The 19,239-nt window shown below is 58.2% G+C and carries 21 protein-coding genes and 3 pseudogenes; 12 read left to right on the top strand and 12 right to left on the bottom strand.

The genetic code is table 11. From position 1 onward, the window contains the following. The first annotated feature begins 212 nt into the window (after window positions 1-212). From N7578_RS23030 to N7578_RS23010, 5 genes are all read left to right on the top strand, one after another. Complete coding sequence (locus N7578_RS23030) at window positions 213-1,253, top strand: alpha/beta hydrolase (protein ID WP_311112657.1); 1,041 nt, start codon at window positions 213-215, stop codon at window positions 1,251-1,253. 86 nt (window positions 1,254-1,339) lie between these two features. After that, window positions 1,340-2,080 (top strand): response regulator, encoded by a 741-nt coding sequence (locus N7578_RS23025; protein WP_176952185.1) that lies wholly within the window; start codon window positions 1,340-1,342, stop codon window positions 2,078-2,080. Then, window positions 2,077-3,396, top strand: a complete 1,320-nt coding sequence (locus N7578_RS23020) for a sensor histidine kinase (protein ID WP_422646744.1) — start codon at window positions 2,077-2,079, stop codon at window positions 3,394-3,396. The genes N7578_RS23025 and N7578_RS23020 overlap by 4 nt, the downstream gene beginning before the upstream one ends. Window positions 3,397-3,531: 135 nt before the next feature. Further along, window positions 3,532-3,948, top strand: a complete 417-nt coding sequence (locus tag N7578_RS23015; RefSeq protein ID WP_311112655.1) for an organic hydroperoxide resistance protein — start codon at window positions 3,532-3,534, stop codon at window positions 3,946-3,948. 28 nt (window positions 3,949-3,976) lie between these two features. Beyond that, on the top strand, window positions 3,977-4,102 hold the full coding sequence (locus N7578_RS23010; protein ID WP_311112654.1) for a hypothetical protein: 126 nt from the start codon (window positions 3,977-3,979) through the stop codon (window positions 4,100-4,102). Window positions 4,103-4,310: 208 nt separating this feature from the next. Here N7578_RS23010 and N7578_RS23005 read toward each other — a convergent pair whose 3' ends face one another. Both N7578_RS23005 and N7578_RS23000 read right to left on the bottom strand, forming a co-directional pair. Then, window positions 4,311-4,481 carry a hypothetical protein gene (locus N7578_RS23005; RefSeq protein ID WP_311112653.1) on the bottom strand — a complete coding sequence of 57 codons (171 nt, stop codon included), beginning with the start codon at window positions 4,479-4,481 and terminating at the stop codon, window positions 4,311-4,313. Window positions 4,482-4,497: 16 nt separating this feature from the next. Further along, on the bottom strand, window positions 4,498-4,707 hold the full coding sequence (locus tag N7578_RS23000; RefSeq protein WP_422646750.1) for a hypothetical protein: 210 nt from the start codon (window positions 4,705-4,707) through the stop codon (window positions 4,498-4,500). Between N7578_RS23000 and N7578_RS22995 the strand changes: the two are divergent. After that, a pseudogene (locus tag N7578_RS22995) lies at window positions 4,677-4,856 on the top strand (ABC transporter ATP-binding protein); the annotation flags it as partial. The gene N7578_RS23000 and the pseudogene N7578_RS22995 sit on opposite strands and share 31 nt — an antisense overlap. 186 nt (window positions 4,857-5,042) lie before the next feature. Here the strand turns inward: N7578_RS22995 and N7578_RS22990 are convergent. Continuing rightward, a complete protein-coding gene (locus N7578_RS22990; protein ID WP_311112768.1) occupies window positions 5,043-7,400 on the bottom strand; it encodes a hypothetical protein in 2,358 nt (785 codons plus the stop codon). A gap of 208 nt (window positions 7,401-7,608) precedes the next feature. On the opposite strand from N7578_RS22990, the gene N7578_RS22985 reads away from it, so the two are divergent. From N7578_RS22985 to N7578_RS22975, 3 genes and pseudogenes are all read left to right on the top strand, one after another. Further along, window positions 7,609-8,715, top strand: coding sequence for a Fic family protein (locus tag N7578_RS22985; protein ID WP_311112652.1), 1,107 nt, complete (start codon window positions 7,609-7,611; stop codon window positions 8,713-8,715). A 216-nt stretch (window positions 8,716-8,931) separates the two neighbouring features. Continuing rightward, window positions 8,932-9,465 (top strand): lipocalin family protein, encoded by a 534-nt coding sequence (locus N7578_RS22980; RefSeq protein WP_311112651.1) that lies wholly within the window; start codon window positions 8,932-8,934, stop codon window positions 9,463-9,465. Between the two features lie 254 nt (window positions 9,466-9,719). Beyond that, window positions 9,720-10,794 (top strand): annotated as a pseudogene (locus N7578_RS22975) (transposase); the annotation flags it as partial. Window positions 10,795-11,026: 232 nt separating this feature from the next. Here N7578_RS22975 and N7578_RS22970 read toward each other — a convergent pair. Both N7578_RS22970 and N7578_RS22965 read right to left on the bottom strand, forming a co-directional pair. Next, window positions 11,027-11,449, bottom strand: coding sequence for a hypothetical protein (locus tag N7578_RS22970; protein ID WP_311112650.1), 423 nt, complete (start codon window positions 11,447-11,449; stop codon window positions 11,027-11,029). Between the two features lie 170 nt (window positions 11,450-11,619). After that, window positions 11,620-12,294: pseudogene (locus N7578_RS22965) on the bottom strand (substrate binding domain-containing protein); the annotation flags it as partial. Here N7578_RS22965 and N7578_RS22960 point away from each other — a divergent pair. Continuing rightward, the gene (locus N7578_RS22960; RefSeq protein ID WP_311112767.1) at window positions 12,190-12,609 is read left to right on the top strand and encodes an SDR family NAD(P)-dependent oxidoreductase; all 420 of its coding nucleotides are present in this window, start codon (window positions 12,190-12,192) and stop codon (window positions 12,607-12,609) included. The pseudogene N7578_RS22965 and the gene N7578_RS22960 sit on opposite strands and share 105 nt — an antisense overlap. Here the strand turns inward: N7578_RS22960 and N7578_RS22955 are convergent. The 5 genes from N7578_RS22955 to N7578_RS22935 form a co-directional block, all read right to left on the bottom strand. Further along, the gene (locus N7578_RS22955) at window positions 12,599-12,805 is read right to left on the bottom strand and encodes a hypothetical protein (RefSeq protein WP_311112649.1); all 207 of its coding nucleotides are present in this window, start codon (window positions 12,803-12,805) and stop codon (window positions 12,599-12,601) included. The genes N7578_RS22960 and N7578_RS22955 overlap by 11 nt on opposite strands. Before the next feature lie 447 nt (window positions 12,806-13,252). Beyond that, complete coding sequence (locus N7578_RS22950) at window positions 13,253-13,699, bottom strand: carboxymuconolactone decarboxylase family protein (protein WP_311112766.1); 447 nt, start codon at window positions 13,697-13,699, stop codon at window positions 13,253-13,255. A 97-nt stretch (window positions 13,700-13,796) separates the two neighbouring features. Continuing rightward, a complete protein-coding gene (locus N7578_RS22945; protein WP_311112648.1) occupies window positions 13,797-14,234 on the bottom strand; it encodes a cupin domain-containing protein in 438 nt (145 codons plus the stop codon). 15 nt (window positions 14,235-14,249) lie between these two features. Further along, window positions 14,250-15,002: an NAD(P)H-binding protein gene (locus N7578_RS22940; RefSeq protein ID WP_311112647.1), complete on the bottom strand. Its 753-nt coding sequence runs from the start codon at window positions 15,000-15,002 to the stop codon at window positions 14,250-14,252. 11 nt (window positions 15,003-15,013) lie between these two features. Further along, the gene (locus N7578_RS22935; protein WP_311112646.1) at window positions 15,014-15,526 is read right to left on the bottom strand and encodes an Rrf2 family transcriptional regulator; all 513 of its coding nucleotides are present in this window, start codon (window positions 15,524-15,526) and stop codon (window positions 15,014-15,016) included. Between the two features lie 175 nt (window positions 15,527-15,701). Here N7578_RS22935 and N7578_RS22930 point away from each other — a divergent pair, with 175 nt between their 5' ends. Then, on the top strand, window positions 15,702-16,106 hold the full coding sequence (locus tag N7578_RS22930) for a nuclear transport factor 2 family protein (RefSeq protein WP_311112645.1): 405 nt from the start codon (window positions 15,702-15,704) through the stop codon (window positions 16,104-16,106). Next, the gene (gene ada, locus N7578_RS22925) at window positions 16,106-17,128 is read left to right on the top strand and encodes a bifunctional DNA-binding transcriptional regulator/O6-methylguanine-DNA methyltransferase Ada (RefSeq protein WP_311112644.1); all 1,023 of its coding nucleotides are present in this window, start codon (window positions 16,106-16,108) and stop codon (window positions 17,126-17,128) included. The genes N7578_RS22930 and ada overlap by 1 nt, the downstream gene beginning before the upstream one ends. Window positions 17,129-17,210: 82 nt before the next feature. Here the strand turns inward: ada and N7578_RS22920 are convergent, their stop codons facing one another. Continuing rightward, window positions 17,211-17,984, bottom strand: coding sequence for an SOS response-associated peptidase (locus N7578_RS22920; RefSeq protein WP_311112643.1), 774 nt, complete (start codon window positions 17,982-17,984; stop codon window positions 17,211-17,213). A gap of 55 nt (window positions 17,985-18,039) precedes the next feature. Continuing rightward, window positions 18,040-19,089 (bottom strand): non-homologous end-joining DNA ligase, encoded by a 1,050-nt coding sequence (gene ligD, locus N7578_RS22915; RefSeq protein WP_311112642.1) that lies wholly within the window; start codon window positions 19,087-19,089, stop codon window positions 18,040-18,042. Window positions 19,090-19,239 lie beyond the last annotated feature (150 nt).

The following is a 19,239-nucleotide window of genomic DNA, read 5'->3' as shown; positions in this document are numbered from 1 at the left end:
GGAAATGTACCGCAGTGTAGGACCCGGCCTATCCACGACAGAGTGTTACAATCCGCTGGCGCGCCGGGGCCAGCAGGTGGTGCGAATTGTATCAGACTGTATCGAAGGCGCCGGAGGCTACGTCCGCATTCAATTCCGGGCTTGACGGGACACATGCGAGATACGTGCAGTCGGCTTTCTTTACATCAAGATCAATCGATATGGAGAGAACGATGTCCCCTCAATTTAACCACCAGCGCCGCCGATTCTTCGGTATCGCCGCCATGACCGTGGCTGCCACCCAATTGGGCATGAATACGATCGCCAATGCCCAGACGCGCGCTGCGTCCCTCGCCTCGGTCAAGGCAGGAGGGCACACTTCGTTCGCAGCACTCAAGCAGATCAAGGCAGGCGTACTCGATATCGGATATGCGGAAGCTGGCCCGGCCGATGGTCCCGTTGTCCTGCTCGTTCACGGCTGGCCATACGACATCCATAGCTATGTCGATGTCGCACCGATCCTTGCCGATGCCGGTTACCGCGTGCTTATTCCTTATCTGCGTGGTTACGGCACGACGCGCTTCCTTTCGGACGAGACCCCGCGAAACGGCCAGCAGGCGGCGCTGGCTGCCGACATGATCGCCTTCATGGATGCACTCGGTATCGAAAAGGCGATCCTGGGCGGATATGACTGGGGTGCGCGCACCGTCAACATCATGGCGGCTCTCTGGCCGGATCGCTGCCAGGCGATGGTGTCCGTCAGTGGCTATCTCATCGGCAGCCAGGCTGCAAACAGTAAGCCGCTTCCGCCCGCCGCGGAACTCTCCTGGTGGTACCAATTCTATTTCGCCACCGAGCGGGGACGGCTCGGCTACGCCGCCAACACGCACGAGTTTGCAAAGCTCATCTGGCGGACGGCATCGCCCACTTGGACATTCGACGATGCGACTTTCAATCGTTCGGCCACGGCCTTCGACAATCCGGACCACGTGGCGATCACCATCCATAATTATCGCTGGCGGCTTGGCGTCGAAGAAGGCGAGCAGAAGTACGATGGCTTTGAGAAGCAGCTCGCGAAGGGACCGGTCATCACCATTCCCACGATCACCATGGAAGGTGATGCCAATGGTGCGCCCCATCCGCAGCCATCGGCCTATGCAGCCAAGTTCTCGGGGAGATACGAGCACCGCGATGTACCGGGCATCGGACATAACTTGCCGCAGGAGGCGCCAGAGGCATTCGCTCAAGCTATACTTGATGTAGCAAAATTCTGATTGCGGGACTGCTGCAAGAAACTACTTTATTTGCAACATCCGAGACGAAACTGTGTCGCTCGGGTTGGGCGCTTGAAAGGCACGAGATGGAGCATGTGGACCATATTCTGATTGTCGATGACGATCGCGAAATCCGCGAACTTGTGTCGAGCTATCTGAAAAAGAACGGCCTCCGGACGACGGTTGCCGCCGATGGTCGGCAGATGCGCAGTTTCCTGGAGGCCAGCACCGTTGACCTCATCGTCCTGGACGTGATGATGCCGGGCGATGATGGCCTGGTGTTGTGCCGGGAACTGCGCGCCGGCAAGCACAAGGCAACGCCGGTTATCATGCTGACGGCCCGTGACGATGAGATGGACCGGATCATCGGGTTGGAAATGGGCGCCGACGACTATCTGCCGAAGCCGTTTGCGGCGCGAGAACTCCTTGCCCGTATCAAGGCAGTGCTGCGGCGCACGCGTATGCTGCCGCCCAATCTGCAGATCAGCGAGGCCGGCCAACTGCTGACCTTCGGTGACTGGCGGCTCGACACCGTCGGTCGGCATCTTCTGGACCGGGACGGAACGGAAATAGCCCTGAGTGGCGCCGAATACCGGCTGCTGCGGGTATTCATAGATCATCCGCAACGCGTGCTCAATCGTGACCAGATCCTGAACCTGACGCAGGGCCGCGATGCCGAACTGTTCGACCGTTCGATCGACCTTCTGGTCAGCCGCCTTCGCCAACGGCTTGGTGATGATGCGCGCGAACCGACCTACATCAAAACGGTGCGGGCCGAAGGCTATGTGTTTTCTGTCCCGGTCGAAATCTCGGTACCCAGGACATGAGTATGGGCGACAAGTCTCTTTCTGGCTGGTGGCCAGGCACCCTTCGCTCGCGATTGTTCCTGATCCTGTTTGCGGGACTGACGGTCGCCTATGGCTTGTCCTTCAGCATTCTCTTTGCCGAGCGCTACATGTCGGCCAAGGCCGTCATGCTCGGAACGTTGGAAAGCGATCTGGCGACGTCGCTCGCTGTTCTCGACCGTCTTCCCGCCAACGAGCGACCCGATTGGCTCGATCGCCTGAGCCGAGGAAGCTACCGCCTTGTACTCGGCCCAGGACTTCCCGGTGTCCCGGATTTGTCAGGGCGCGGTGCAGAGATTGCTGACCGGATAGGGCAGGCGGCTGGCAACAGGTTTCCGATCCGCGTCGAAGCGATTCCGGGCGACCATATGCGGCTACAGGGGCACCTGACGCTGTCGGACGGTTCGCCGCTGACCATCGATGTCACCCCACGCGGGGTAATGCCCTTGGCCGAATGGCTGCCGTATGTCTTCGCGGCACAGATGCTTCTGCTCATCCTCTGCACCTGGTTTGCGGTGCGTTTGGCAATTCGTCCGCTGGGCGCGCTCGCCGCCGCTGCTGATGCACTCGATCCCGGCAGACAAGGTTCTCCCCTGAACGAAGATGGTCCGAGCGAGGTTGCCCACGCGGCACGCGCCTTCAACGCCATGCGTGATCGTATCGCGCACTACCTGGAAGAACGTGTGCAGATTCTCGCAGCAATCTCCCATGACCTGCAGACGCCGATCACGCGCATGCGGTTGCGCGCCGACATGGCGGACGATAGTCCCGAAAAGGACAAGCTGGTCAGCGATCTGCGCGAAATCGAGCGGCTGGTGCAGGACGGAATTGCCTATGCGCGCAGTTCGCACGGCAATGGCGAAAAAAATGCGCGCATCGACCTTGCGTCGTTCATCGATAGCATCGCCTACGACTACCAAGACGTCGGAAAGACGGTTTCGGTAATTGGCATCGTTCAGGGGACTGCCCTGACCAAGCCGCATGCATTGCGACGTATCCTGAGCAATTTCATCGATAACGCGCTCAAGTTTGCCGGTGCTGCTGAGATGAGTGTCGAACGATCGGGCGAGGGAAACATCGTCATTACGGTCACCGACGATGGACCAGGCATTCCCGACGACAAGCTGGAGGCCGCCATGCAACCTTTCTACCGCGTTGAGACTTCGCGCAATCGGGACACAGGAGGCACAGGGCTTGGGCTGGCGATCGCCCACCAGCTCGCCGTCTCGATCGGTGGTACGGTGCGGATCTACAACCGCGATGGCGGCGGGCTTGCCGCGGAAATAGCGCTGCCCTGAAGAGGATCGGGGCGCAGCCTCTACGCTGCGATACAATTCCACCATTTTTCGAAAACATGCCGGATACGTGGATGCGGGAAAACACATCCGTCAATGACGTCGCGCTCTGCGACCGAACGAACGAAGGAGTGTTCCATGACCAAGATCGAAAAAGTGCTCTACACTGCCAAGACCCATACCACCGGCGGACGCGACGGTGCGGCATTGAGTGACGATGCGCAGCTCAATGTGAAGCTTTCGCCTCCGGGCAGCGGCAAGCCCGGTACAAATCCCGAGCAGTTGTTCGCGGCTGGCTGGTCAGCCTGCTTCATCGGCGCGCTGGGCATTGCCGCTGCCAAACGCAGGATCCGATTGCCGGCAGAGACCACCATCGACGCGGAAATCGATCTCGGCATGGCAGGAGACGCTTATGGCCTCCAGGCGCGCTTGAACATCAGCCTCCCGGGCTTGGAACCCGAACTGGCGCGTGTGCTTATCGATGAAGCCCATGGTACCTGCCCCTATTCGAAGGCCACGCGTGGCAATATCGCGGTCGAGCTGAGGCTTGCCTGAGCATTATAGCAACGTCATGGATTTTATCATGAAGCGTCTGATCATCGGTTTATTGGTGCTTGCAGTTTTTGCAGCACCCTGCATCTATGATGTGTTGTCGCCGGAACCGTCGCCCCTTACGGCTGGCGCTCTGGCGGTTGGTTTTCTGGGGTAACCTTCCCGGGAAAAGGGGAGGGAGCGGCTTTAGGTGAGTCGCTCCCTTGTGCTGGCGGCTTGAACGCCAACGTATCGGCCTTGAGAAGAAGGTAGTCCAGCATCGATTTCAGGCTCGGATCGCAAAGGTCGGCCGGCATTAGAAGGCCTGTCGAATTGGTTTCATCCTGGCTGATCAATCCGTCACTGTCGTGGTCCATACGTTCGCTTTAGTCGACGGTTGGCTTTCCCTGCTCATCGGTGGCGATATCGGGTTTCAGGATCTCGTTGAAAGTCTTGAATTCATCAGAGGTGAGTTTTCCGCCTCCGTCCCTGTCGAATTTTTCAAACGCGTTGTTGAGCATCTGCGACAGGGGGCTGGCATTGTTGGTTGTCGTCACGATTCCTTGTCTCCGGTCAGTTGGATTTCGGTGTCATGGCAGTCTGGAAAATGGTCCACCTTCTTTCGAAGACGCGATGGAATTCGGTTTCATCGGGAGTGTCCCGCAAGCCAAGGCGAATGCGATTGATGGCGCCTTCCAGCAGATCGATAAGGACACCGCATACTTCGGATGCGTCGCCTGCTACGACGGCGCTGTGTGCTCGGCGGTTCCATTCCTCCGTCACTGTTGATCCTGGATGAACCGACCAATCATCTCGACATCGAATCCATCGAGACGGTCGAAGCGGCGCTGAGGGCCTATGACGGCGCGCTTGTGATCGTCAGCCACGACGACGCCTTCCTCGAAAATGTTGGGATGGACACCTACGTTGAGCAACCCGCCCGCAAATGTGACAGCGGTACGGGTGTCAATGGCCGTGGTCTGTCGGCTCTGCACCGCCCAGCCGATAACCCGGCGAGAATAGAGGTCGATGGTTCGATTCGTTTCAAGAGCGAGACGAGGAGGCTCGGTCCAGATGCAACCTGGTATGGGGATCTGAGCCGAGCATCTCATTCGATCTTATGCTGCTTCCCAAACCTGATTGAGAATCTTGGCAGCCAGTGCGGCTTTGTCTTGCGGCAAGAAGCGACCGTAGTGCTGCTGGACGACATCTGGCGTATCCTGAATTGCGTAGCTGGCCTGCTCGTAGGATCCGGTCTGCTTCAAAATATGCGTCGCGAGAATGTCCCGCAGGTTATGCGGTCCATGCGGCAGGAGGCCCTTGATCGCACCCCGCCCGGTATAGGGATTATAGATGCCGTAACGTTGGATGACAGTCCGCCACGCCTCGTAGAATGTGGTCGAATTGTAAGAAGCATCAATGCTGGTCGTTTTCACCGTCTTGACGAATAGCGTTTGGGGATCTTTCGCACCGCCGAGCAGAACTCCACGATGCCTGTCGATATACGCGTCGAGGTATTTGTAGAGATCAAGAAGGTCCGGCAGTATCAGCCGAAACGGTTTCTGTCCGAAGAAGGAAGAGCCAGAGTTTTTGAAGGCGACCGATGGGATAAGCACCTCCCAGCCATGGTCGCGATCACTCCAACGTAGCTCACCACATTTCATGTCCTCAAGCCGGCGTTCCGATGTCGGATAGTGTCCACGCGGGCAGACGCGTAACTGGCGAAGGTTCTTTTGTCTGAGCCCAAGGTGCAGGCCAAGCCGAAGCAACAGGAATGATCTGACGGCCTCGGCGGCCGGTCGTGGATATCTGTTCTCGTCCGGCATACGTTTCACGATCTCGTCCGTGATCTTGCGATATTCCGCTAATGGACTGTCCGCTTCAAGTACACACATGATCGGTTCAAATGGATCGCGATGCACACGCATCACTCGCTGGATCTCCTTGGAACGGTTCGCGGCATGTCGGTGAAACGCATCACAGGCACCATGCCAGTCGCGAGCCGCGAAATCGATTTCTTCCTGCTCAATCAAGCCCACGATCGGCCTGACGTTCTTAAGCAGTTCCGGGTGTTGCCGGATCCAGCCGACATCCGCGCGAGATAGGGCTTGGGCGACCATGAGCATGTCTTCTTCCCATTTGGTGTAAAAGCCACGTCGTTGTTCCCGCCACTGCAGATACCAGTCCCAGACTCCTGGGAAGATGAGGAGGCCAAAGCTCAGTTGGCTGAGTGGTACACCGCAGCCCTTCACGGCACTACCTGGTGAAGCCGCTAGTGCGCCGAACATCAATCCGAGGTGCTCGATCTTCTGAGAGGCCGTTTCCTCGCCCCAGACGCCGTTTCGTTGGAAACCAATCGCGGTCAGTGTTGAGGTTTTGAAACGGATGAGGTCAGCCATTTCCATTGCAAGCCTTGGCGGCGCGTCGACAACGCCGGACAGTAGATCTGGATCGTCTAAATCTGCCGCGAGGTTTGAATTAGCCCCGGCCATTGAGGCCAATGGTCGAGAGGGCAAGGCACTGCCACCATAGGTGACGCCAGGAAAGCGAATGGCATAGCGTTGCTTGCTGGCAGCCGCCTGGTATCGACGATATTCGGTCGATCCGGAAATTATCACACGGCGCACCCAATCCAGGATTTCTTCACGTTTGGTGAAGGGAAGGCTCCTGAAATCATCCGGCAGATGCAACGAGATCCTGCGCCGCTCAGCCGGGCTCATATCTCCGAGCTCGTGACCATAAAGCGAGCGCGCCTGATGCGGCAGTTTCTCTTTGAAATATCCCTCGGGAAGTCGGTAGCGTCGCTCGATGCGGCGCAGGATGTCGAAACTCGTTACAGATCGTGGCACACGCTCGCCCTGGATCCAGGATAGCAGCGTCTTGTTGTCAAAGGTCTCATTCAGATGAACAACGGCGCGATAGAGCTGCCAGTAGGTGTCGCCGAACCGCCGCATATGATAGATCAATGCGTCCTGAAAGCTCACCGGATCTTCAGTCGCGTCAAATAGTGCGTCTGGGAACGGGCTGATCGGTTTTGGCGCAGGGCTGCGCTGTGTCGACCCGAACCGGGCAAAGGTGCCATCTGTCGCCGCGCTTTGCGCCTTTCCGGTCGAGGATGCGGAAGCCGCTTTCTTGGCGGGAACGATTTTGGTAGGGCGAGCCTTTGACTTTGGTGGCCGTCGCTCTTCGGCTGCCGGTGGTGCGCCGAGCCATCGGATGATGGCATCCAGAGCAGGCCGGAGCTGCTTTTTCAGCTCTACCGTCAACTCGGCTTCGATCCCACACGCCTTACCGATAGTCGTCCAGTCGATATGGCCGTTCAGAAGCGGTGGCGATTTCCGGTAGATTATCAAACTGGAAAGATAAGGCCTTATATTCTCCAACACTAGCCTGGATGCGACCGGAGCGATACGAAGCTCGCAGAATTCCGAAATTTTTCGCTGAAAATGACGTGATGAAATGTCGTGTTTAGTCATGCTCATTCCGTTTCTCTCGACTACCAGTGCCGAGGGCGAGCGGAAATAGGGGGCGTCCGTTAACAAAGTATGTTTAGGGCAAGAGGTTACCCGTCTATCGCTGCGTCTTGAATGGAGAGCCGCAGTTTGGGGTGCTGAGCGATAGACGAACTTGCAATAGCTCAAATATAGCGATAATTATGAGTTATAGAGAGAGATTCTATAACTCATGAAATGGAACTGGCAAAACACGGATTGGCCAAACTTCAGGTACGACACCGCAAGCCTGGTCCCTTTGGAGCAGAGATTCTTGCAGTCCGCCGGCGAGGTTATCGGTGCTGTCCGGCATTTCAACGAGGACGACAGCAACCAACTTCGCATCGAGTTGCTGAGTGACGAAGCGGTCAAGACCTCAGAGATTGAGGGTGAATATCTGGACCGCGTGAGCGTCCAGTCGTCACTCCGCCGACAGTTCGGGCTAAACACTGATGACAGACAGATCCGCCCCCAGGAGCGGGGGATCGCCGAGATGATGGCGGATGTCTATCGGAGTTGGCACAGGCCGCTGCGTCATGAGGGTCTGTTCCACTGGCATTCAATGTTGATGGCCGGGAACCGATATATTGAAACGGTTGGTGCTTACCGCACACATGAAGACGCCATGCAGATCGTGTCAGGTCGATTGGATAAGCCGACAATCCACTTCGAGGCTCCCCCGTCTCGCCAGGTTTCCGGTGAGATGGAGACTTTCATCGCATGGTTCAATCAATCTGGGCCAAATGGTCAAACGTCGCTTCAAGCTTTGACGCGTGCAGCAGTAGGCCATCTTTATTTTGAAAGCATACATCCATTTGAGGATGGCAACGGTCGAATTGGGCGCGCGCTCGCTGAGAAATCCCTGGCCCAAAACATAGGGCAGCCAAGTCTCATTTCTCTCGCCTTCACAATCGAAAAGAGCCGGAAAGCATACTACTCAGAGCTTGAGCGGAACCAGCGCACGCTTGATATCACCGACTGGATCATTTTCTTTTCAGAAACGATCCTCGATGCTCAACAGGCGACGCTTGAGCGTATAGATTTCTTTATTCAGAAAGCAAAGTTCTATGATCGTTTTCGAGACCAGTTGAACGAGCGGCAGGAAAAGGTAGTCGCGCGCATCTTCAAGGAAGGCACGGCAGGCTTCAAGGGGGGGCTAAGTGCCGAAAACTACATTTCGATCACAGGTACATCTCGGGCTACAGCAACACGCGACCTTCAGCAGCTTGTGGAGATCGGTGCACTGACGCGTACGGGCGAACGTCGGCATACCCGGTACTCCCTGTCACTACAGAAATAAAGTGCTGCAAGGCAAATGAACTAGGTGAACGGCTGTTCGTATCCGTTCAAGGCGGTGAAGGCCGTTTTGCGTGCCCCTTTCGAAACTTCTGCTGATGGCGCCACTGATAACTGACCGGCTCCAGTAGCACGATTTCTACGGCTAGCCGGGGATGGGCGCCACCTCCATAGCGAACGAGCGGCTGGAACTTTCGGTCACCCAGTGTATTCTGACGGTATGAAACTCAATATCTCAATCATAACGATTTTAGGCGCCGTGTTGGCAGCGTGCAGCCCTGTTGGACCCTCAGGCAATCCGTCTGTACCTCAGCCAGTTAAACCCGTCGAAATTGACCGATACGTAGGTCACTGGTTCGAGCTGGCCCGCTATGAGAACCAGTTCGAGCGCGATTGCGAGGCCGTTACTGCTGACTACTCACTTCGCAAGGATGGTATGGTCCACGTGCTCAATACCTGCAGAGAAGGCGCAATAAACGGTAAGCGCAAAGAATCCAAAGGCAGGGCTAAAATTGTCACGGACAGCGGCAACGCCAAGCTTAAAGTATCGTTTTTCGGCCCCTTTTACGGGGATTACTGGATACTTGATCGCGCCGCAGATTATTCTTGGTCGATAGTGGGAGAACCTTCGGGGCGATATCTATGGATCCTGACGCGGACACCCAAACCCACGAAAACGACCCGTAGCATGCTTGTCGAGAAAGCGAAGGCGCTCGGCTACGATGTCGACATGCTGCGGTGGACACAGCATTAGACGGTCGATTGCTGCCGATTTGCCGCTGGGATCCCCATCTGGAAGCGCTTGATAGCATTTCGCTTTCGGGTGAGCTGGTCAACGGCAGCCGGCCAGGATTGATTTCGCAAAATTTAACGCAGTATCGCAGCGACCATTGTCGCGGCGAAAGACAGGAACATAACGCAGCCGACGATGATCGTGATGAGCGCATGCGCTGAAATATCAGTGCCAGCAGCACCTCCGATAACACCAGGCCATGCTACGCGGGATCCCGCCATCTCGAACTCGACAGCGTACGAGCGCAGCTGAAGCCTTTCTACAGCGCCACGGGTCGCCCCTCGATTGATCCCGAGCTTATGATGCGAATGCTGATCATCGGCTACTCCATGTCCGCTCGGAACGCCGACTGTGCGAGGAGGTCCATCTTAATCTCGCCCATCGCTGGTTCTGCCGCCTCGGTCTGGACGGCAAGGTCCCGGATCACTCCAGCTTCTCCAAGAGCCGCAACGGCCGGTTCCGGCAAAGCGACATCCTGCGACATATGTTTGATAGTGGTGGCGCGCTGCCTTGCGCAAGGACTGGTGGGCGCGGAAGGATTTGCCGTCGGTGCCAGCTTGATTGCGGCAGATGCCAACAAGCAACGTTCTGTCCTAAAAGCGAAATGGGAAGCCAGAGAAGACGCCGTCCGATCCGGCCGCTCAATGGAGCGGTGCCCACAAAGGCCATGCCTTCTTCGCCTATGGCACCAATTACCTGATCGATACAGGCCACGGGGTCATTCTGGACGTGGAAGCGACACGGGCAATCCGCCAAGCGGAGGCAGAGCATCCCGCACGATTCTGGACAGAACGGAGGACCGGTTCGGCTTGCGGCCTGATTACGTCGCAGCCGATAGTGCCTATGGTTCTGCCAACAATCTCGCATGGCCAGTCAAGGAGCGAAGGATTGCGCCACATATCCCGGTATGCGACACCCAGATCGTGTATTAAGGCCGAGGGGACCGGGCTTTATCGAGCCAGCAAGAAGGACTGTGATTATTGTGACCTGAAGCCTCGATGCTGCTCGAACATGCCTATTCGCAAAATGCCGCGTGATCTCAACGAGGATGCACGCGATGTCGCCAGAGCGATTGCCAAGACACCGGAATATGAGCAGTCACGGCATCATCGAAAGAAGGTCGAAATGCTCTTCGCTCACCTCAAGCGCATTCTGCGGATGGCACGTTTGCGGCTTCGAGGACCATGTGGCGCGAGAGACGAATTCCTGCTTGTTGCAAGAGCACAGAACCTGAGGAGGCTGGCCAAACTCAGGCCTCAGGTGCCGCCATGCGGTCCCATCGCCGCCTAAGGGCGGCATCTACCTACACGCTCTGCGCCTAGGCGCAGGGCAGATCGTTGCATAGTTCAGCGTCCGAAAGGACAAGGAGGGCGTCTGAGCGTATAATCAGTCGAGTTTTTCAACGACATCCGCCAAAAGGAGACATTCCCAATGAACAGGCATTCGGGTGATGTGGGCCGCTTGCCGCCGTCATGTCCTACAGGCCGAAGGCTCGAAAAACTGACACTGGTGGCGCTGTAGTTCACCATAAGTCGAAACTTCGAGTAGTTTGCTTTGGAAGTGCAAAGAGCGCGGCCAATAAGGACGTCACCAGCCCAAGAATGAACGCTGCAATTTCGCAAAGCGGCGGCAGGAACAGGCCGTTGAACAAGAACGCCACCGTGCCGCCTGACAAAGATACCAGAAACAAATGCTTTGCGCATCGCCTTAATCTTAAAGTTGCGTAGACGACCGCCAGCATGAGAGACGGTACGCCGAAAAAAACCAACGCACACAAAGAGACCCAAAGGGTTATTCCTACGTAGGTTGGGAGCCAATAGTACCATTCAAGGGTTCCGATGAACTTTGGCAGGTCGAGAAAAAGTATGACTGCGCTGATGATTGGCGCAGGAATGATGGGGCATGATGTGAAGCGAACAATAACTTTTATCGTCGGGTAATTCATAAAATTCGCTGCCGAGGCTGTGAGGCGAACCACACCGGATTCGCCGGATATCGTTTAGGTTATGCGGGCAAGGCTGGTGCGTCCAGCTCAGCGTATACTGCTCTTCGGTTTCTCTGGACCGAACGGGATCATGGCAGGATCGCGCTATGAGCGGACATTCACTGCGATTGTCACGACAATTTCACTAAAGTGTCGAGAAAGGCGCGGACAGCGGGGTTGGAGCGTCGGCTCTCTGGCCACAGCGCTGTGATATTGTGCCGGTCCACCGCATAATCGGCCAGAACCGGCACAAGCGCTCCACGGCTCACCCAGGCGCTGGCCATGAAACCGGTTGCCATTCCGATGCCGGCACCCGCTGCGATCGTCGAAAGCACGGCTCCGCTCGCGTCAACGATAATGCCAGAGTACGGCACGATCTCCACCTCCCTGCCCCCGACGCGGAAAGGCCAGCGGAATAGCTGGCCGCTACTTTGGTAGCGCAGGTTAACAGTCTCGTGCTCTTCCAATTGGTCCGGATGGGCCGGCGGGTTGCGCCCAGCTAGATATTCAGGCGAGGCATAGCAGCATAGCCGATGCGGCAGAAGGCGCCGCGAGAGCAGGCGCGAATCTGAGAGATCGCCGATCCGGACCGCGAGATCAATGCCACCTTCGATGAGATCAACCATATGATCGCTCAAACGCAGATCGATGTTCACCTTTGGATAGAGCCTACGAAAGCGGGGAAGCACCGGCGCTACTACGTGCAGGCCGATCGGCAAAGACGCCGCAATCCGCAATGTGCCGGCGGGCTCGGTGCGCGCTGCTTTTGCCGCCTGCTCGATCTCTTCGGCGTCGTGCAGCAGCCTGCTGCCTTTGCCGGCAGGATCAGTACGGTGGGCAAGCCGATCTCAATTCTGGTCAACAGCGCCGGAATCATGGCGACGCCGCTTGCCCGAGATGAGGCGGGGCACGAGAGCCAGTTTGCCACCAACCATCTCGGCCATTTCCGATTGGTTGCAGGTCTGTGGCCGGCACTGGTCAAGGCTAGCAACGCGCGAGTTGTCTCGGTGTCGTCGCGCGGCCATCAAATCGGTCCGGTCGATTTCGAGGACATTGATTTCCAAGTGGAAGGCCTATGGCCAGGCAAAGACGGCAAATGCTTTGTTCGCTCTAGAACTTGATCGCCGCGGAGCCGCGCTTGGCGTGCGGGCATTTTCGTTGCACCCCGGCGTCATCCTGACCGATCTCGCCCGCCATATCAGCGAAGACGAGATCAATTCTTTCGATCTCTATGACGAGAATGGCAATCGTCGGGTCGATCCATCGCGCGACCTCAAGACCCCGGAACAGGGGCAGCAACGAGTGTCTGGGCAGCAACGTGGCCCGCGACGGTATCGGCGGCGTCTACTGCGAAGATTGCGAAGTCGCCCTGCCGCAGACGGAGACGGATGGGATCAGAGGTGTGGCCCCTTGGGCCATGGATCCACAGGCTGCTAAACGGCTCTGGCTGCTTTCTGAGCATTTGACCGGCTTGTCAGTGGGTGATCGTCGAGGATGAGCGCATGTCGGCACACGAGCGCTTTGCGGTCGCCAGGCGAGGCCTTGGGGCTGCCGAAGTCCGGCGCCATCCTGGTCAGTCTTTATCACGCAGTGGTGCAACATTGGCTTACCTTCACAAACCTACTGATGTGGTCGATCCGGACAATGTCTTTCGTCTCTAGGAGATGGCGATGCGGATGGTCGCATCGCCGCTGTAGGACGGACACCCTGTCGGACCTTGGCGGTCCGGCAGGGAGATGCCTATGCGTTCTGCTACTTGCGCGATTAGGCCTTGGCCGCCACCGGAAGACGGAATGGTGCGCCCAAACGGTTGAAGGCGTTCATCGCGGCGATCGTAATCGTCAGATCGACGAGGTCCTTCGGGTCGAAGGCGGCTGAGGCGGCTGCATAGGCCTCGTCGGACGCGTGGGTCTGGCTGACGTTCGTCACTTCCTCGGCCCACGCGAGGGCGGCCCGTTCCTGTTCGTTGAACAGATGAGGCACCTCGTCCCACACGGGAACCAGCGTGATCTTGTCCACGGACATCGTCTTGCGCAGATCGCGGCTGTGCAGGTCGATGCAGTGGGCGCAGCCGTTGATCTGCGACACGCGCAGGAAGACGAGGTGAATCAGCTCCTGCGGAAGGTTCGTCTTCGTCGTCACATAGTGGTGGACACCATAGAGCGCCTTTGCTCCGTCGGGCGCCACTTCAGACCAGTTCATGCGGGACATGTTCATCTTTCCTTTCTTGAAGACACGGTTCTCCGGTCGCCGGAGGAGCCGTCGTTGCAAAACTTGGGAGTTAGGAGGTCAGATTGGTGCCGTCAGCCTAGGGCTTGCGCGGCGTCGTGAGGACGGTGTCGTCTGTGTCGACGACGAAGACGGCAAGCAGCTTCGCCGGCTCGGTCTTGCTGGCATTGGCGCTGACATCGTGGCGGTCGCCCGGCAGCTCGGTGAAGTTCTGGCCAGCGGTAAAGGTCTTCGTCTCGCCGCCGTTCACGGCGCTCTGGATCGCTCCTTCAATAACCGTGGCGTAGATCAGCGCAGATTTCGCATGCGTATGGGCGGAGCTGTAGCCGCCGGGCCCGTACTCGACGAGGACGCCCTTGACGCTCTTGCCTGGAACGTCAGGCAGGGGGTGCTCGTAGACCAGCGTCACCTTCGCGTCCTTCGTATCGTAGGCGAGCCCTGTCTTCCCGACGTCATGAGCGAAGGTCGTGGTCACGGAGACCGCTAGTGCGGCAGAGACATAGAGGATGGTCTTCATGATGTTTTCCCTTGTCTATGCCCTGAGCCATTCGGCTAGCGTGATCCGGCCCTTGACGTAGTCTCCGCCAGGAACGAGCGAGCCTGTGACAACCGGGGCACCAAAATAGTCGACGGCGGCATCGGCGGCCACAGGTCGGGCATCGGCCTTGGAGGTGAGATACGTCCGGATGAAGGATTCGAAGGTTGCTCGCTCCGGTCCGGCAAGATCGACCGTTCCATTTTTCGGTTCGCCCAGCGCGGCTTCGACCAGAGCCGCGGCCACATCGTCGGCCGCGATCGGCTGCAAGTCGATATCCGGCACCTTCACCACGCCGTCGGCTGCATAGGCACCAGCCAGCGTCTCGATAAACTCGTGGAACTGCGTCGCACGGACGATGGTGTAGGCCTGGCCAGACGCGGCGATGGTCTCCTCCTGCACCAGCTTGCCTTCCATGTAGGGGTTGGCTTTGAGCTGATCGGCGTTGACGATCGAGAGGACCACGTGATGGCGGATGCCTGCGGCCTGCTCGGTGGACACAAGGTTTCGGCTCGACGTGCCGAAAAAGTCAACAAGTGCCTGCTTGTCGAACGACATCATGTTCGACACGTCTATGACCGCGTCCGCGCCCGCAAGCGCCTCGGCCAGTCCTTTGCCAGTGTAGGCATTAATCCCGTTGCGGGAACTTGCGACGACGGCTTCGTGGCCGGCGTCCTGTAGCAGCTTGACCGCCTTCGAGCCGATCAGGCCCGTGCCGCCGATGACGACGACCTTCTTCAACTTGCTCATGGTTTTGTCTCCTATGACGAGGCGCGATTGCCCGTCTTGCGTTCGTGGAGTTCAAGGAAGGCGCATCCTCGGGCGGCGATACCACCGTCGTCGGCTGCACCAAGGTCCGCCAAAAGGTCCGCGACGGACACCTTGGCGAGTTCTGCGCGATAGGCCTTCTCGGCCTTCAGCATCGCAGCGTTGATCTGGCAGGGCTTTGTGAAGTAGCGCTGCGGCAGAGGGTTTGGTCCCCGCTGGCGGATCTCGGCGCAGCGGAAAGCGGGTGCCGGTCCTTCGACAGCGAGGACGATGTCGAGAAGGCTGATGTCCTTCGGCGCCTTGGCCAAGCGGTAGCCGCCCCTCGGTCCCGGCGTCGTCGCGACGATCTCCGCGCCGGACAGCGCCTGCATATGCTTCAAGAGGTAGCTCGTCGACACGCCGTGGAGTTCGGCAAGTGCTGCGGCCGACAGCACGCCGTCTTGCGACAGGCCTGCCAGAAATGCCGTGCAGTGGATGGCCTGCTCTACGCCTTCGCTCAGTTTCATCTTGCATCTCCTAATCGTGGATATAAAATATCTATGATTAGGCGAGATGTCAATCCCCGATCCCGTAGACCGGTCGAAAATCGGAATATGAGATCAGAAAACGGAGTTTCGACGCCTTGGCGCCTCGCCATAGTCAGGACGCTCGCAGGAGCAGAACAACAACGAAGGACATCGAATGACCACCAAGCTCGCACTCTCCTCGACGCCGGAAGGCATCGTCCCAGCTCTTCTCTGCCATCTGAACTCGCTCGACGTCGAGACCATGCTCGGCTTCTACGACCCGGAAGGCTTGATCGTCGACGCCGCGGGCGTCGCTCACGTCGGCAAGGAGGCGATCGGCGAGGAGCTTGCCAAGTACTTCAGCCTCGGCCTTCAGATGTCGATCACCCAGCGCCACTTGTTCGTCGCCGGCGACGTCGCCTCTCTCGTCCTCGACTGGTCGTACATCGGCACAGCGAAGGATGGGACCGAGATCAACATGGTGGCCACTGCGACGGACATCGCCCGCCGCGGTCCTGACGGCCTGTGGCGTTATCTCATCGACAACCCGTTCGGCTCGATGCAGAGGAGCGCGGCCTGATGGCGGAAGCGGCGGACATCGGAAATGCAGCGACGGGGTCCGTGTTCCGCGGCGTCGTCACGACGGGCGTCTACTGCCGGACGAACTGCATTTCCCGGCCGCCCCGGCCGGAGAACATTCGCTGGTTCGAGGCCGTATCCGACGCGCAAAGAGCAGGCTTCCATCCGTGCCGGCGATGCCGTCCGGACGACGCGCAGTTTAGCCGGAGAAACGCCGACCTGGTGGCGGAGGCATGCAGGCTGATTGATGCCGGAGACAGCTCGCCGACCGTCGCGGCGCTTGCGCTTGCCCTCGGCGTCAGCGAAGGGCACTTCCACCGAACGTTCCGCGCACACACGGGAATGACCCCGCGAGCATACTTGCTCGAGAGGAGGGCTCAACTCATCCGGGAAGGACTAAAACCGGGCAGATCCATTACGTCGACGTTCTATGACGCAGGATACGGTTCCAGCGGACGGTTCTACGCGGTATGCAGCCGCGCGCTCGGAATGGCCCCGGCAGACTACAGGGCGGGCGGGCGCAGGGAAACGCTGCACTTTGCAGTCGGCCAGACATCGCTTGGCGCGATCCTGGTTGCTTCGAGCGACAAGGGCGTTGCGGCAATTCTCCTTGGGGACGATCCTGCCGCCCTCCTGACCGATCTTCAGGATCGATTTCCGAACGCGAACTTTGTCGGAGGGGACGAGCGATACGAGGATACCGTCGCCAAGGTTGTTGGAATGGTTGAGCGCCCGGAGGTAGGCCTCGACTTACCGCTCGACCTGCGTGGGACTACCTTCCAGCGTCGCGTCTGGCTTGCGTTGCGAGATATTTCTCCGGGCGAGATCATCAGCTATGAAGACCTCGCAGCTAGGGTTGGACACCCGAAGGCAGGTAAGGCTGTGGCTAGCGCCTGCGCGAGCAATCCTCTCGCCATCGCTATTCCCTGCCACCGTGTTGTAAGAAAAGATGGAGCGTCATTCCGCTATACCTGGGGAATCGAGCGGAAGGCTGAGCTGCTGCGAAGAGAGGAAGAACATTAAATTTAAATCATGTTCTCACACTACTGCGCCGCGGTGGTTGACCCGATTGTGGAGTGCTCCTGCCGAGCGAAACGGCTAATGGTTACACCAGACCGTCTTGCTCCACCGGCTCGCCAGATTTCGATACGATTGACGATCCATAGGGCTCACGCGACAAAATGATCAGCGCATCGTCCGGAAGCGGGCGAGCAAGGTGCTTTGCCTCGTCCCATGGCGCCCGCATCCAGATGTCGGTTTCTTCCTTCGTTTGCAACAGGACAGGCATGGCCTTCTCATGGATGGGCCTAACGAGATCATTGGGATCCGTGGTCAGGAAGCCATAGAGATCGTCGGTGGTCATTCCATCCTTCACCTTCCGGACGCTTTTCCACTGCGGCACGTGGATGCCGGCGAAGAACATGAGTGATTTTGCCTCATCGCGCGCAAACCAGGCGTTTGGCACATTGCCGCCTTCCTGCTTGCTGGCAGGATCAGGTTCGGCAAAACTGGTGACCGGGACAAGGCATCGATGTTCTACACCGAACCATCTCGTCCAATGGGGTAGGTTGAGCTTGCGGACATTGGTCACGCCTCTGTCCGGTTCCATGCGGATGAGCTCATCCAAATCGACAGTCTGACCCTTGGTCTTCAGTTTCTCCGCCCGAGCTTCCGCAGCTTTCTTCTGCACGAAAATCGGCGAGGGCAGCCCCCAGCGCGCATGCACTAGCTTCTTCTTTCCCTCCGCCGCGTTGCGGACGATCGGCCCCATCTGATCGGGGTTCATTTGATAGGCCGGCATCAGGTTGATCAGGCTTTCGGCGTCCTGAGCCCATTTGGCGACCCAGTCCTTGTCTTCCATCCGATAAAGATTGCACATGGCAGCAATTCCTCCGCTGCGACCGAATGCAGTTTGTCAGGTTCCGCCTGCGTCGTTAGTTGAGCCTGTAAACGTCGGCATTGTCCTGCCGGTCCCGCAGGCCCTTGTAGGAAGCATGTCGCAATTTGCCGTCGCCCGTCCACGCCCGGAACTCGATCTCTGCAATCAGGGTCGGTTCGACCCAGACGATATCTGATTTCCCAGCAAAGGCGACAGGTGGCTGCTTACGCTTCCAGCGGAGTTTGTCGAGTATCTTCAGCCTGGTCATCTCGGCTTGGCTGAAGCCCGTGCCGACGTTGCCGACATAGACGAGTTCATCATCCCGATAGGCGGCAAGCGCCAGCGATGCGAACCCCGTTGGCGATGCCGTCGATGGTTCGTATCCGACGACCATGAACGCTTCGCTCTCAACGCTTTTGATCTTCACCCAGTCGCCGGTTCGGCCGGAGCGATAGGGTTGATCAAGGTGCTTGCCGACGATGCCTTCAAGACCAAGGCTGCGGACATGCTCCAACAGGACGTTGGGGTCAGCGTCGAGCGTTTCGGATAGACGGATGGCGCCGTCATTTGCCTTTATCGTATCCTCGAGAAGATGCCGGCGTGATCGGTACTCCATCTCCCGCAGATCGTGGCCGTCGAGGTACATAAGATCAAAGGCGTAGAGAACGGCATCAGACGCCCGGTTACCGGCCGTCTTGCCCGAAGCCCCCAACGACATCTGAAGCAGCCCGAAATCCGGCCGTCCTTCTTCGTCCAGCACCACCGCCTCGCCGTCGATGATCATGGACGCAGGCCCAAGCGCTCGGGCCGCCTGTTCGATAGCCGGAAACCGGTGCGTCCAGTCATGGCCGCTACGCGTCAGGATACGCACCCCTGTCGGCTCGATGTGGACCGCCAGCCGATAGCCATCCCACTTCAGCTCCCAGCTCCACTGGTCACCTCGTGGCGGATGGGCCTTCAATTGCGCAAGAGCCGGCTCGACGCGGTCGGGCATCGGATCGAACAGAAGCTGTGGCTGTGCAGGGTTACGCTTCCGACGCGGCTTTGACCGTAGCGGAGCTTCGGTATCACGAAGGAGCGGCTTTGATCTCGGTGGCTTCGTCATGGCGAGAGTTCAGCACGAAAACCTTAAGAACATTGTGACGCCGCTCATATATCCCCACTATCCACCATCTGGAGCCCGACAAGAGCGAAGTGCCGCAAAAATTGTAGTGATGTCTATATCCTTGAATCCTTTCCGAATATTCGGTTTTTC

Source organism: Agrobacterium tumefaciens, from assembly GCF_031801495.1.
Lineage (GTDB): Bacteria > Pseudomonadota > Alphaproteobacteria > Rhizobiales > Rhizobiaceae > Agrobacterium > Agrobacterium tumefaciens_K.
Note: the sequence above shows the minus strand (reverse complement) of the source record. Positions and strands in the feature narration are given on the sequence as shown.

Excerpts from the sequence above, each read along its gene's own strand:
- N7578_RS22920 (WP_311112643.1), bottom strand. The coding sequence starts at position 17,984 with ATGTGCAATCTTTATCGGATGGAAGACAAGGACTGGGTCGCCAAATGG.
- N7578_RS23020 (WP_422646744.1), top strand. The coding sequence starts at position 2,077 with ATGAGTATGGGCGACAAGTCTCTTTCTGGCTGGTGGCCAGGCACCCTT.
- N7578_RS22985 (WP_311112652.1), top strand. The coding sequence starts at position 7,609 with ATGAAATGGAACTGGCAAAACACGGATTGGCCAAACTTCAGGTACGAC.
- N7578_RS22935 (WP_311112646.1), bottom strand. The coding sequence starts at position 15,526 with ATGAAACTGAGCGAAGGCGTAGAGCAGGCCATCCACTGCACGGCATTT.
- N7578_RS23015 (WP_311112655.1), top strand. The coding sequence starts at position 3,532 with ATGACCAAGATCGAAAAAGTGCTCTACACTGCCAAGACCCATACCACC.
- N7578_RS23025 (WP_176952185.1), top strand. The coding sequence starts at position 1,340 with ATGGAGCATGTGGACCATATTCTGATTGTCGATGACGATCGCGAAATC.
- ligD (WP_311112642.1), bottom strand. The coding sequence starts at position 19,089 with ATGACGAAGCCACCGAGATCAAAGCCGCTCCTTCGTGATACCGAAGCT.
- N7578_RS22950 (WP_311112766.1), bottom strand. The coding sequence starts at position 13,699 with ATGTCCCGCATGAACTGGTCTGAAGTGGCGCCCGACGGAGCAAAGGCG.
- N7578_RS23010 (WP_311112654.1), top strand. The coding sequence starts at position 3,977 with ATGAAGCGTCTGATCATCGGTTTATTGGTGCTTGCAGTTTTTGCAGCA.
- N7578_RS22990 (WP_311112768.1), bottom strand. The coding sequence starts at position 7,400 with ATGACTAAACACGACATTTCATCACGTCATTTTCAGCGAAAAATTTCG.
- N7578_RS22945 (WP_311112648.1), bottom strand. The coding sequence starts at position 14,234 with ATGAAGACCATCCTCTATGTCTCTGCCGCACTAGCGGTCTCCGTGACC.
- N7578_RS23030 (WP_311112657.1), top strand. The coding sequence starts at position 213 with ATGTCCCCTCAATTTAACCACCAGCGCCGCCGATTCTTCGGTATCGCC.
- N7578_RS22970 (WP_311112650.1), bottom strand. The coding sequence starts at position 11,449 with ATGAATTACCCGACGATAAAAGTTATTGTTCGCTTCACATCATGCCCC.
- ada (WP_311112644.1), top strand. The coding sequence starts at position 16,106 with ATGGCGGAAGCGGCGGACATCGGAAATGCAGCGACGGGGTCCGTGTTC.
- N7578_RS22930 (WP_311112645.1), top strand. The coding sequence starts at position 15,702 with ATGACCACCAAGCTCGCACTCTCCTCGACGCCGGAAGGCATCGTCCCA.
- N7578_RS22980 (WP_311112651.1), top strand. The coding sequence starts at position 8,932 with ATGAAACTCAATATCTCAATCATAACGATTTTAGGCGCCGTGTTGGCA.
- N7578_RS22940 (WP_311112647.1), bottom strand. The coding sequence starts at position 15,002 with ATGAGCAAGTTGAAGAAGGTCGTCGTCATCGGCGGCACGGGCCTGATC.